This is a genomic window from Sulfurimonas sp., from assembly GCF_029027585.1.
Lineage (GTDB): Bacteria > Campylobacterota > Campylobacteria > Campylobacterales > Sulfurimonadaceae > Sulfurimonas.
This window is the reverse complement of record NZ_CP093397.1, coordinates 2,592,785-2,607,188: the sequence shown is the minus strand read 5'-3', so window position 1 is coordinate 2,607,188 and position 14,404 is coordinate 2,592,785. Positions and strand designations below refer to the sequence as shown.

Here is a 14,404-nt window from a genome sequence, read left to right as displayed (position 1 = left end):
TAAAAAAGAGTACAGATGCATAAAAGTAGATGATGAAGATACAAAGAGATGTAGAAATATACCAGTAGGCTCCTTCGTTTCTCCAACCTCAGGAATATTCCATGAAGATATAGAACTAATAGGAAGTGAGATAAACCTCCATTACCAAAGTGAATATCTAAACAACAAGACAATAGCCCATGGATGGAGCCTAAACCTACATCATACTTTAGATGCAGACTATATTTATCTAGGAAGTGGAACTTCTCTAAACATCAAAGATTATAAATCACAAGAGAACAATAGTACTATAGTTACCTTAGGAGATAAAAGCTATATCTTTGACTCAAATAATAATCATACACTTACTAAAGATAACTATACAGATAAAACTCTCTACTCATTTGCTTACAACTCAAATAACTCTCTTACCTCCATCTCAGATGCCTTTTCAAATACAACTACCATAAACAGAGATGCAAATAATATAGTTACTTCTATTACAACACCTCATGGACAAATAAATAGTATATCTATAGATGCAAACAAAGACCTTATAAATGTAACATACGAAGACAGTTCAAACTATAAGTTCGTATATGAAAATCATCTAATGCTAAGTGAAATAGAACCAAATGGTAATGAGTTTATACATGAGTTTGATGATAATGGAAAAGTCATAAAAGTTACAGATGCCCAGCAAGGAATCTGGAGCTTTTCAAATAGCACAAATGATACTTACAACGAAACTATAGTAAATAAAGCTAGCGGAGATACTACAACATACAGAGACTACTTTTTAGCTGATGGTTCAATGGTAAGTAAAACAATCATAGCAAGTGGAGATATATTTAATACTTCTTCAAGTATAGATGGAACAAGTAGCACTTCAGATAGATGCGGAGTTTCAACAACTCTAAACTATCAAACAGACAAAGACCCTGTAACTCAAAAAAGAGTTCCAAGTAGTATAACAACTCAGATGCCAAGTGGACTAAGTAAAACCACAAACTACTCTCAAACATATATATTTGATATAAACAATAGCTTAGTAAAAAAAGAGAGTAGTGTAGAGAGTAACGGTGCAATAACAACAAGCATAAGAGATTACAACTTATCAAATGAGACTATCACATCTGCACAATCAAGAGTAAGCACTATCTCTTATAACCCAGAGACTCTACTGCCAACTAAAGTAGAAATAGCTAACTTAGAACCAATAGTTTATATCTATGATGAACAAGGTAGAATCCTCAATACACAACAGGGCACAAGAACTATCTCATATACATATGACAATAGAGGTAATTTAAGTAGTGTTACAGATGCATCTAATAGAGTTACAAACTATAGCTATGACCTTAAAAATCGTCTTGTTAGTATCACTTATCCAGATAACCATACACTAAACTACAGCTATGACAGTAATGGGAATATAACAACTCTCACAACCCCAACACCAACAGAACATACATTTGGATATAACGGAGTAAATAAACGAACTTCGATGGCTTCACCTCTAAACGCAACTACAACTTACTCATATGATAAACAAAAAAGAATCACAAATGTAAACAGACCAAGCGGTGCAAATATAGACTATACATATCTAAATGGAAGATTATCAAGCATACAAACACTAAAGGGCACAACAAACTACAACTACGCTTGCCAAAACAATCCATCTAGTATCAGCAGAGCAGATGAGAGTTTTAACTTTAGCTATGATGGAGAACTACTCACACAGATGATTCAAGCAGGTGTATTAAACACAACTCTTTCATACACTTACAATAATAACTTCTTGCCTAGTAGTATTACCTATGCAGGAACTACAACAAACTATCTCTATAACAAAGATAATGAACTAACTACTTCAGGTGACTTTGGTATTAGCAGAGACTATGAGAACTCTAAAATAACTACATCTGATAATAACTACTCTTTAACTACTAAGTTTAATGGCTATGGTGAATTAAAAAGTCAAGAAGATAATACTTTTAAAATAGAGCTTGTAAGAAATAGCAATGCCCAAATCATTAAAAAGATAGAGACTTTTAAAAACAATAAAAGTATAGAACATAGTTATGTTTATGATGAGAGAGGAAGATTAACTTCAACAGGCACTATAGCGTCAGTTACTTATGAAGATGCCCAAGATATAGATACACTAGGATGGAGAGTATACGATGATGACCCAGTAGATGCTAGTATCTCTAATGTATATGATGATGATAAACAAAGTAGAGTCATAAAACTAGAAGGTGAAGCAACTAGTAATGGATACTTATTTGGTGGCTGGAGTAATACTACAGAAAAATCTATAAAGTGGAGTATGAACTACAATGAAAGCTTTGTAATATATATAGGAGCACAAACAACAAAAGGTCATAGATATATCTACTATTCAAACACTAACACAGACAAAGGTATGCATGCAAACGGAACTTATATCCATCATGGATTAGGAACAGATAGTTCCAATGGTTCATGGCAAACATTTACAAGAGACTTAGAAGCTGACTTGAAAGAGTATGAGAGTGATAATGAGCTTTTATCTGTTGAGACATTTCTTATCCGAGGGTCTGGACTGGTTGATGATATAGGATTGTTAAGTAATGGATATAGCGAGAATGAAACATATAGCTATAATGCAAATGGTAATAGACTAGAAGCTACAGTTAATGGAGTAACAACAACTGCAAGTTACACACTAGATGACAACCTAGAAGTATATGACAACAACACATACCGATACAATGAAGATGGCTATCTTATAGAAAAAATAACACCAAACAGTGGAACAACTTCTTACACTTACAACACACTAGGAGCATTAACAGGAGTAAACATCACTAAAGCTCAAAGTGATAAATGGCATCTATATGATTCAACACCAGTTGGAGCATCTATCTCAACCATCTACGATGAAGATAAACAGAGTCATGTCATAGAGTTTAATGGTGCTAGAACAAGTAATGGTTATAGAATGGGCTATACAGGGAACACAAACCCTAACTCTTGGAATAATACTACAGATAAAACATTGCAGTGGAGTATGAAATATAGTGATAGCTTTGTAATCTATATAAGCATACAAACAACAAAAGGTCATAGATATATCTACTATACAGCAAGTGATACAGATAAAGGTATGCATGAAAACGGAACTTATATACATCACGGACTAGGAGCAGATGCCTATAACGGTTCATGGAAAACATTTACAAGAAACTTAGAAGCTGACTTAAAAGAGTATGATGGTGATAATGAACTTATCTCAGTAAACGGTTTCTTAATAAGAGGAAATGGTAGAGTAGATGATATAAGTACAATATCACCAGATTCTCAAATAACAGTATATGAAGATGCACAGCAAGAAAAAGAGACTAAAATCATCTATTATCAAAACGCACTAAACCAAAGAGTAGCAAAAGAGGTAAATAACGAAATAGTAGAAAAATACCTCTGGGCAAACCTGACAACTCTACTAGCAATCTACAATAAAGACAATAACTTAACTCAAAGATTTAACTACACAAACAACAGAATGCCAACAAGTATGACAATGAACAACCAAACATACTACCTACACTACGACCAAGTAGGAACATTAAAACTCATAACAGACAAAAACCATAACATCATAAAAGAGATAACTTATGATACATTTGGTAATATACTCCAAGATACAAACAAAGAGTTTAAAATACTATTTGGTTTCGCAGGTGGACTACATGACAGAGACACAAACTTAGTTCACTTCGGATACAGAGAGTACGACCCACAAACAGGAAAGTGGACTGCTAAAGACCCTATAGACTTCGAGGGTGGAGATGCTAACCTTTATGGGTATGTACTTGGGGATCCTGTTGGGTTTGTGGATCCTGAGGGGTTGAGTGGATTAATTTTTAATAGAGAAAATAAAACATTGACAATTTACAATAGTGAAGGAGAAAAAATAATTAGTTTTCCAGCTCAAAATAATACTACTTCCAAAACTAGACCTTGGAAAGATGGAACGTATAAATATTCTCATTATAAAGCTCATACAGAAAGTAAAAAAACTGGTCCATATGGTTCAAATGGAAATTTTGTTTTTACTGTAAAAGGTCGTTCTGGAATGGGTGTACATTCTGGTAGAAAAGGACCAGCATCAAAAACTCTAGGTTGTATAAGAACTACAAATAAGGCTACAAAATATTTATTAGAATTACATAAAACAGATGCATTAACATCAATAAAGGTTAAATAATGACTAAATTTACATACATACTTTTTCTAAGTTTAATATTCACAATGTTTTCACTAGATATATTTGCCAGTACAAAGGAGTGTACAAAACAAGAGGCTATTGTAGCTGAAGAAGTAATACCTAAAATATCAAATTGGATACAATTTAAATCTTATTATGAACAATACTACCACTGTGATGATGGTTCTATAGCAGAAGGATTTAGTGAAGTAAGTGCAAATTTACTTATTCATAATTGGAATAAAGAAGCTCAAAAATTATTATATTTAAATTCAAGTTTAAAAGAATTTGTCATTTATCATATTGATGAAACATTATTAGATACTCAACTAAAAAATGTCAAGAGTAACTTAATCAATACATGCCCTGAAAATTTAAATGACTTTTGTAAAAAAATAATTTTAAATATTGAATCATATCCAAGCTATAAATAAATATTTTTTTTTAACTCTCCTGTAAATCTGGGGACAGGATAGCAATTAAAGCTAAGGGTAAGCTGCCAAACTTCAAATTAAAAAGGACTAATCAAGTCCAAACTTCTAGATTCTCAAATAACAGTATATGAAGATGCACAGCAAGAAAAAGAGACTAAAATCATCTACTATCAAAACGCACTAAACCAAAGAGTAGCAAAAGAAGTAAACAACGAAATAGTAGAAAAATACCTCTGGGCAAACCTGACAACACTGCTAGCTACTTATGACAAAGATGACAATCTAACACAGCGTTTCAATTACGCAGATGCAAGAATGCCGATAAGCATGACACAAGACATGCAAACATACTACCTACACTATGACCAAGTAGGAAGTCTAAGAGCAATAAGTAACCAACAACACCAAATAGTAAAAGAGATAACTTATGATACATTTGGTAATATACTCCAAGATACAAACAAAGAGTTTAAAATACTATTTGGTTTCGCAGGTGGACTACAAGACCAAGACACAAACTTAGTTCACTTTGGATACAGAGAGTACGACCCACAAACAGGAAAGTGGACTGCTAAAGATCCTATAGACTTCGAGGGTGGAGATGCTAACCTTTATGGGTATGTTCTTGGGGATCCGGTTGGGTTTGTGGATCCTGAGGGGTTGAATCCATTATTAGTTGGTAGAGGTGTTCCTGCTGCTATGGGTGGAGATGGTAAAGGTTCAAGTGCCGGACAAGGGTATGGACCATTTGGTGGAACATGTGGTGCAGAGGGAACAAAAGCAGCGAGATGGATACCTGATTTATTCCCTAATTCTTGCAGAAAGCATGATAAATGTTATAGTGATTGTAGTAAAACAAAACTTGAATGCGATGTTGAATTAACAGATCCTTATGGATGGGGATTAAGAGAAATTCCTGTATTGCAAAGAGAATCTCAAAAAGCATATGACAATGCACAAGGGAATTAAAAATGTCAAAAATAACAAAAATACTCGAAATCAGCACGAGAATATTATTATTATTTTCTTCTTTCATGGTATATATTGGTGCTATGTGGTTTGCTAATCAACAAAGTGAATTTGAAAATAGTATTATATTACTATTAGCAATAATTACACTGTTTTTGGCAGGAGTATCATATAAATTAATAAATAAAAATATTTATATTTTGATATGTTTATCTGGATTAGTTTTATTTATTTATATAAATCTCATAAAAAATCCTATTTTATCAATTGGATACCAAGGTGTTTTATTTATTTTAATACAAATATTTGCTTTTATTCTTTTAATATATATTTCTATGAGACATAAAAATTCAAAAGATATAAATAACTAATCCTAGCAACCTTATTAGTTCCTGATACATCTTTTAATTTTAATTTTACACAGAGCTGTGTGAACCATGACAATTGTTATAGTAATAGTGGAATGTCTAAAGACGAGTGTGATTCAAGTTTTTTAGATGATATGAAGCAATCTTGTTTAAATGAACCTTTTTTATTACAGTCAGGTTGTTTTAAGCATGCATATGATTACTATGACGCTGTGAATGTATTTGGAAAGAGTGCTTATCAAAATGCACAAAATAGCAATTAAATGAAATACTTATGTCAATTTGATATTAAGTTAAATTTATAAAAGGAGGAACTACTTAAATGCTTGGAATTATTTTTTATTCAACTATTGCAATTATATCAATCGTGCTTAGTTTTTGGATTAATAAAATTTTTATAAATTTTTATAAAAGTGCTATAATTAGTGCTTTGATAGTGGGTTTTTTATTACAAGTTATTAACTATATCACTTTAGGATATATTGATTCGTTTGTATTAATAAGCTTTTTTATTTCAGTTATATTTTCTTTTAGTGTTTCGATTATATTTTTTTGGATTAAGAAATGATGACATAAATTCTCTCGTTCCTACTTCTATAAGACTATGAAATAACTATATTTCCAGTTTTTCCGTTTCTCGTTATTGAGCTTCAAGCTTTCTTATTCCATATTTCCAATATGGAAGGTATAAATAAAGTTAGACAGTAATAAAAATCATATCTGTAGATATAAAATTACACTATGAGGTTTAATATTTTAAGATAAATACTACAAAATCGAACTAAAAAGAACAATATAAGAAATTTTAAGATACATTTATAAATAATTTTAAATAGAGGGTTTTCTGTATGCATTTTATTTTTGGTTTATTGATTAGTTTTGTTTTTTCATTTTCTTTATCTGCAAATTATACTATTTATACAGGTGTTTCTGAACCTTGGGTTCATGTAAGTATGAGCTATTATAATGGGAATGCTTGTTATAACTTAATACCAGGAGAAATACCTTATTCAGACGGTGAATTAATTGAAAAAATTCCAAAAGGAGAAAATTACAGTTCCACTAATTGTCCTAGCAATCACAATGGAAATACTTTAATTACTTGTAGAAGATGGATTGAAACTAGTTATTTTGGAACTGGTGGAGCTTGTTATATAAAAATAATAAATGGAACAGATAAAGTTAAAGGATATGATAGAGAAATAATACAAACTCAAGAATATTTTGGAACTTATACAGACCCAACTTGTCCAGAAGGACAAATTCCAGATGCAAACGGAATATGTGTAGCCCCAACCTGCCAACTCCCAAACACAACCTTCCCAACCACAGCCACAAACGAAAGTATCCCCTTCACCTGGAAAGGAGACAATAACCGTTCAGCTGAATGTCTCAGCCTACCAGGCTTTGTACAAGAAAGAATCCAAGACTGTAAAAAAGAGTACAGATGCATAAAAATAGAAGATGAAGATACAAAGAGATGTAGAAATATACCAGTAGGCTCCTTCGTTTCTCCAACCTCAGGAATATTCCATGAAGATATAGAACTAATAGGAAGTGAGATAAATCTCCATTACCAAAGTGACTACTTAAGTAATACTACTATAGCTCATGGTTGGAGCCTAAACCTTCATCATACTCTAGATGGAGACTATCTGCATCTAGGAAGTGGAAGCCTTTTAAATGTTAAGGCTTATAAGTCTCAAAAGAATAATACAACTACAGTTAGTTTAGGAGATGAGAGTTATATCTTTGACTCAAGTAACCGTCATATACTTACTAAAGATAATTACACTAAAAAGACTCTCTACTCATTTAGTTATAACTCAAATAACTCTCTTATCTCAATAGTAGATGCTTTTGCAAATACAACTACCATAAACAGAGATGCAAATAATATAGTTACTTCTATTACAACACCTCATGGACAAATAAATAGTATATCTATAGATGCAAACAAAGACCTTATAAATGTAACATACGAAGACAGTTCAAACTATAAGTTCGTATATGAAAATCATCTAATGCTAAGTGAAATAGAACCAAATGGTAATGAGTTTATACATGAGTTTGATGATAATGGAAAAGTCATAAAAGTTACAGATGCCCAGCAAGGAATCTGGAGCTTTTCAAATAGCACAAATGATACTTACAACGAAACTATAGTAAATAAAGCTAGCGGAGATACTACAACATACAGAGACTACTTTTTAGCTGATGGTTCAATGGTAAGTAAAACAATCATAGCAAGTGGAGATATATTTAATACTTCTTCAAGTATAGATGGAACAAGTAGCACTTCAGATAGATGCGGAGTTTCAACAACTCTAAACTATCAAACAGACAAAGACCCTGTAACTCAAAAAAGAGTTCCAAGTAGTATAACAACTCAGATGCCAAGTGGACTAAGTAAAACCACAAACTACTCTCAAACATATATATTTGATATAAACAATAGCTTAGTAAAAAAAGAGAGTAGTGTAGAGAGTAACGGTGCAATAACAACAAGCATAAGAGATTACAACTTATCAAATGAGACTATCACATCTGCACAATCAAGAGTAAGCACTATCTCTTATAACCCAGAGACTCTACTGCCAACTAAAGTAGAAATAGCTAACTTAGAACCAATAGTTTATATCTATGATGAACAAGGTAGAATCCTCAATACACAACAGGGCACAAGAACTATCTCATATACATATGACAATAGAGGTAATTTAAGTAGTGTTACAGATGCATCTAATAGAGTTACAAACTATAGCTATGACCTTAAAAATCGTCTTGTTAGTATCACTTATCCAGATAACCATACACTAAACTACAGCTATGACAGTAATGGGAATATAACAACTCTCACAACCCCAACACCAACAGAACATACATTTGGATATAACGGAGTAAATAAACGAACTTCGATGGCTTCACCTCTAAACGCAACTACAACTTACTCATATGATAAACAAAAAAGAATCACAAATGTAAACAGACCAAGCGGTGCAAATATAGACTATACATATCTAAATGGAAGATTATCAAGCATACAAACACTAAAGGGCACAACAAACTACAACTACGCTTGCCAAAACAATCCATCTAGTATCAGCAGAGCAGATGAGAGTTTTAACTTTAGCTATGATGGAGAACTACTCACACAGATGATTCAAGCAGGTGTATTAAACACAACTCTTTCATACACTTACAATAATAACTTCTTGCCTAGTAGTATTACCTATGCAGGAACTACAACAAACTATCTCTATAACAAAGATAATGAACTAACTACTTCAGGTGACTTTGGTATTAGCAGAGACTATGAGAACTCTAAAATAACTACATCTGATAATAACTACTCTTTAACTACTAAGTTTAATGGCTATGGTGAATTAAAAAGTCAAGAAGATAATACTTTTAAAATAGAGCTTGTAAGAAATAGCAATGCCCAAATCATTAAAAAGATAGAGACTTTTAAAAACAATAAAAGTATAGAACATAGTTATGTTTATGATGAGAGAGGAAGATTAACTTCAACAGGCACTATAGCGTCAGTTACTTATGAAGATGCCCAAGATATAGATACACTAGGATGGAGAGTATACGATGATGACCCAGTAGATGCTAGTATCTCTAATGTATATGATGATGATAAACAAAGTAGAGTCATAAAACTAGAAGGTGAAGCAACTAGTAATGGATACTTATTTGGTGGCTGGAGTAATACTACAGAAAAATCTATAAAGTGGAGTATGAACTACAATGAAAGCTTTGTAATATATATAGGAGCACAAACAACAAAAGGTCATAGATATATCTACTATTCAAACACTAACACAGACAAAGGTATGCATGCAAACGGAACTTATATCCATCATGGATTAGGAACAGATAGTTCCAATGGTTCATGGCAAACATTTACAAGAGACTTAGAAGCTGACTTGAAAGAGTATGAGAGTGATAATGAGCTTTTATCTGTTGAGACATTTCTTATCCGAGGGTCTGGACTGGTTGATGATATAGGATTGTTAAGTAATGGATATAGTGAGAATGAAACATATAGCTATGATGCAAATGGTAATAGACTAGAAGCTACAGTTAATGGAGTAACAACAACTGCAAGCTATACACTAGATGATAACCTAGAACTATATGGAGATACTACATATAGATATGATAATGATGGTTACCTTATAGAAAAAATAACACCAAACAGTGGAACAACTTCTTACACTTACAACACACTAGGAGCATTAACAGGAGTAAACATCACTAAAGCTCAAAGTGATAAATGGCATCTATATGATTCAACACCAGTTGGAGCATCTATCTCAACCATCTACGATGAAGATAAACAGAGTCATGTCATAGAGTTTAATGGTGCTAGAACAAGTAATGGTTATAGAATGGGCTATACAGGGAACACAAACCCTAACTCTTGGAATAATACTACAGATAAAACATTGCAGTGGAGTATGAAATATAGTGATAGCTTTGTAATCTATATAAGCATACAAACAACAAAAGGTCATAGATATATCTACTATACAGCAAGTGATACAGATAAAGGTATGCATGAAAACGGAACTTATATACATCACGGACTAGGAGCAGATGCCTATAACGGTTCATGGAAAACATTTACAAGAAACTTAGAAGCTGACTTAAAAGAGTATGATGGTGATAATGAACTTATCTCAGTAAACGGTTTCTTAATAAGAGGAAATGGTAGAGTAGATGATATAAGTACAATATCACCAGATTCTCAAATAACAGTATATGAAGATGCACAGCAAGAAAAAGAGACTAAAATCATCTATTATCAAAACGCACTAAACCAAAGAGTAGCAAAAGAGGTAAATAACGAAATAGTAGAAAAATACCTCTGGGCAAACCTGACAACTCTACTAGCAATCTACAATAAAGACAATAACTTAACTCAAAGATTTAACTACACAAACAACAGAATGCCAACAAGTATGACAATGAACAACCAAACATACTACCTACACTACGACCAAGTAGGAACATTAAAACTCATAACAGACAAAAACCATAACATCATAAAAGAGATAACTTATGATACATTTGGTAATATACTCCAAGATACAAACAAAGAGTTTAAAATACTATTTGGTTTCGCAGGTGGACTACATGACAGAGACACAAACTTAGTTCACTTCGGATACAGAGAGTACGACCCACAAACAGGAAAGTGGACTGCTAAAGACCCTATAGACTTCGAGGGTGGAGATGCTAACCTTTATGGGTATGTTGAGAGTAATCCGGTTAACTTTGTGGATATTGATGGACTAAATGCACTTGCAATTACTAGACCATTTATAGTTCCAAGACCTACTACTGTACCAATTGATCCAATTATTCCTATTGGAGACCTTGGAACAGGAGATGGAATAGATTTAGGTAATCCAAGTACATGGCCTAAACCACCTACAGATGGTGAATGTACGGAAGGTTATCCATCGAGAAGTAAGCCGAGAAATAGAGGTGAAAAAAGTCTTTATGATAAAGATGGTGGTGAATGGAGACCACATTTACCAGATAAGCACCATAAAAAAGGTCATTGGGACCATAAACAAGGTGGTAATAAAAACAACAGATGGCAAGATATATATACTTTGCCATATGGTTACATATAAAAAGGATTAGAATAATGATTATTATTGAATATGTCAATGAATATTTAGAAGGAGAACCTCCTCCAAATTTTTTATGGAGAGGGAAAGTGCTTGATTTTTTACAGTTAGTTAAAGACTTGCATGTATTAGGTGTATCTAATGGTCAAAATATATTACTTAATGAGTTTAACTATATTTCAATAGAAGATGATATGCAAATAGAACTTTATTCAAATAAGGATAAGAAGATATTGAACAAAAAAGAAGATAAAACTATTATCATTGATTTGGATAAAAAGTTATGGAGAGAAATAATAGTACAATTTTTACATATATCTTTTGAAGAATCGCATGATTATGTAGATTTAGATGAATATGTAGTTTTAGAAGATGCTAATTTTATTATTAGTTCAGATATTAATAATTAAATTACATTCAGTTGCCACTTCTTATAAAAATCCGGGGACAGTAAATTACACCCCGAGTGTTGAATATCCACTTTCTACCTACACTACGACCAAGTAGGAAGTCTAAGAGCAGTAAGTAACCAACAACACCAAATAGTAAAAGAAGTAACTTATGATACATTCAAGACACAAACCAAAACCTAAAAGTACCGTTTGGTTTCGCAGGTGGACTACAAGACCAAGACACAAACTTAGTTCACTTTGGATATAGAGAGTACGACCCACAAACAGGAAAGTGGACTGCTAAAGACCCGATAGACTTCGAGGGTGGAGATGCTAATCTTTATGGGTATGTACTGAATAATCCGGTTGGGTTTATTGATCCTAGTGGGTTGTTTTGGGGTGATATGTCTAATGCCGGAGATTTTACTTTCCCTTGTAGTAGTTGTGGTGCGAATGGAGGGCAAAGATTTCCAAATGGATATTTTGGAAATTGGAGTTTTGAAGAATCTTGTCAACGACACGATGAATGTTATAGTTTTCCAAATTCCAAAAAAAGTCAATGTGATAATAATTTTTTAGATCATATGAAATGGCAATGTAAAAATATAAAAGACCCTGGATTAAAGCAAATGTGTTTAAATCAAGCAAGTGCTTATTATTTTGCTGTTGATAGATTTGGAACTTCTGCACATAATAATGCTCAGGGAGGAGTAAAATAATGAATTATATACACTTTTTAGTGCATACAAGTATAATGGTTCCCTTTTTCAAGACCAGTAAAACAAGTTTTCTTATTTTACCTCTTTACGATACCAGTGGTAACAGTTTTGCTCCTTTAGGATCTAAATTATTGACAGCTTTATAATAAACTTCATTTGGAGTTTTATATCCAATCGCCGAATGTAATCTTTTTTTGTTGTAAGAGTTCATATATATTTTTATTGCTCGATTGAGAGATTTTATATTCTTATATTCATTCAGATAAATTTCTTCATACTTAATACTTCGCCAGAATCTTTCGATGCAAATATTATCAGTAGCTCTACCTTTTCCATCCATTGAAATTTTAATGTTGTGTTTTTTGAGAATATCAACATGAACTTTTGAAGTATATTGACTTCCCTGGTCTGTGTTAAATATCTCTGGTTTAGGATAAAATGCGAGTGCTTCATTTAACACACTTTTAACTAAGGAAATATCCATTGTGTTAGAAAGTTTCCATGAGAGTATTTTTTTACTATGCCAATCTATTATTGCGGCTAAATATACAAAGCCTTTTTCCAGTTTGATATAAGTAATATCTGTACTCCAGACTTGATTAGTTTTTTCAATTACAACACGTCCAGCATAATCTCTAAAATCTTTTAGGAGATATGGATACTTATAATGTTCTTTGTTTGCTGTAGTGGTCTTAGGCTTAGGATACAAGGCTTCTATACCCATATACTTCATAGCTTTCTTAACGAACTTTTTCCCTATGCTATACCCATCTCTTAAAAGTTGAGCATGAATTCTTCTACTTCCATATGATGGAAAGTCTGAATATATATTATTTATAGCATCTAATATTTTCAAGTCTTTACCTCTACTAAACGGTTTAGTTGGAGTATAGTACAAACTCGACTTACTTACCTGTAGCAATTGACACTGCTTATTCTGTGATAATTTATGCTTAGCATCAAGTAGAGTTTTTCTCTCTTTAGATGAGGCCAAGCTTTTTAGCTTTTCCACAAGAAAATCCTTCTCAACAATTGTCTCTCCAAGTTTTTTTGCAATTGCATCTTTTTCATATTTAAGAGTATCAATTTCATCTTTGTATTCTTTTACAACAGTACTTTTATCAAATGCTAATGACATATTCTCAAGAAACTGTTTTTTCCAATTTCTTAAACTTAGAGGTAGGACTTCATATCCACTAGCTATTTCATTAACAGTTTTTTCACCCTCTAAAACTTCCAGTACTACTTTTGCTTTAAAATTTGCACTATAACTTTTTCTTTTTGCATTCATATTTAATTCCTATATTCTCTATTTCAATTTTATCATTTTTGAAATAAGAAAACAAATTTTACTGGTTCAGTTTTAGGGGTTCATTATACAAGTGCTATTTTATTTATTGTTATATACATGTTGATTTCTTCAATAGGTTTTTTTTGGTTTGAAGTAGATAACAATACAGCCACTCTGTATGGAATTAGTGTTTTTAGTACTATCAGTATTTTTTGGGCATATCTTATATCTATAAAATTTATCTCTAATACTACAAACCTTGTATCTATTATTTTTTTAACTATAGTTTTATTGATAAATATATTTCTAGTGTTTATAAATTCTCAAAATATATTTGACATATTAA

9 protein-coding genes and 1 pseudogene are annotated in these 14,404 nt (G+C 32.1%); 9 read left to right on the top strand and 1 reads right to left on the bottom strand.

The features are described from left to right. From MOV50_RS13455 to MOV50_RS13420, 9 genes and pseudogenes are all read left to right on the top strand, one after another. A partial coding sequence (locus MOV50_RS13455) for an RHS repeat-associated core domain-containing protein (RefSeq protein ID WP_321778399.1) occupies positions 1–4,234 on the top strand: 4,234 nt, incomplete at its 5' end. Then, positions 4,234–4,668, top strand: coding sequence for a hypothetical protein (locus MOV50_RS13450; protein ID WP_321778398.1), 435 nt, complete (start codon positions 4,234–4,236; stop codon positions 4,666–4,668). The genes MOV50_RS13455 and MOV50_RS13450, both read left to right, overlap by 1 nt. A 315-nt stretch (positions 4,669–4,983) precedes the next feature. Next, positions 4,984–5,637, top strand: a complete 654-nt coding sequence (locus MOV50_RS13445; protein ID WP_321778397.1) for an RHS repeat-associated core domain-containing protein — start codon at positions 4,984–4,986, stop codon at positions 5,635–5,637. Between the two features lie 2 nt (positions 5,638–5,639). Next, a complete protein-coding gene (locus MOV50_RS13440) occupies positions 5,640–6,008 on the top strand; it encodes a hypothetical protein (protein WP_321778396.1) in 369 nt (122 codons plus the stop codon). After that, positions 6,008–6,268, top strand: coding sequence for a phospholipase A2 (locus tag MOV50_RS13435; protein ID WP_321779683.1), 261 nt, complete (start codon positions 6,008–6,010; stop codon positions 6,266–6,268). The genes MOV50_RS13440 and MOV50_RS13435 overlap by 1 nt, the downstream gene beginning before the upstream one ends. A gap of 585 nt (positions 6,269–6,853) precedes the next feature. Then, on the top strand, positions 6,854–11,659 hold the full coding sequence (locus MOV50_RS13430) for an RHS repeat-associated core domain-containing protein (RefSeq protein WP_321778395.1): 4,806 nt from the start codon (positions 6,854–6,856) through the stop codon (positions 11,657–11,659). 14 nt (positions 11,660–11,673) lie between these two features. Further along, positions 11,674–12,066: a hypothetical protein gene (locus tag MOV50_RS13425; protein WP_321778394.1), complete on the top strand. Its 393-nt coding sequence runs from the start codon at positions 11,674–11,676 to the stop codon at positions 12,064–12,066. Between the two features lie 158 nt (positions 12,067–12,224). Beyond that, positions 12,225–12,428, top strand: a pseudogene (locus MOV50_RS13555) (RHS repeat-associated core domain-containing protein); the annotation flags it as partial. 24 nt (positions 12,429–12,452) lie between these two features. Next, positions 12,453–12,767, top strand: a complete 315-nt coding sequence (locus tag MOV50_RS13420) for a phospholipase A2 (protein WP_321778393.1) — start codon at positions 12,453–12,455, stop codon at positions 12,765–12,767. 85 nt (positions 12,768–12,852) lie between these two features. Here the strand turns inward: MOV50_RS13420 and MOV50_RS13415 are convergent, their stop codons facing one another. Further along, positions 12,853–14,058, bottom strand: coding sequence for an IS3 family transposase (locus MOV50_RS13415; RefSeq protein WP_321777475.1), 1,206 nt, complete (start codon positions 14,056–14,058; stop codon positions 12,853–12,855). Positions 14,059–14,404 lie beyond the last annotated feature (346 nt).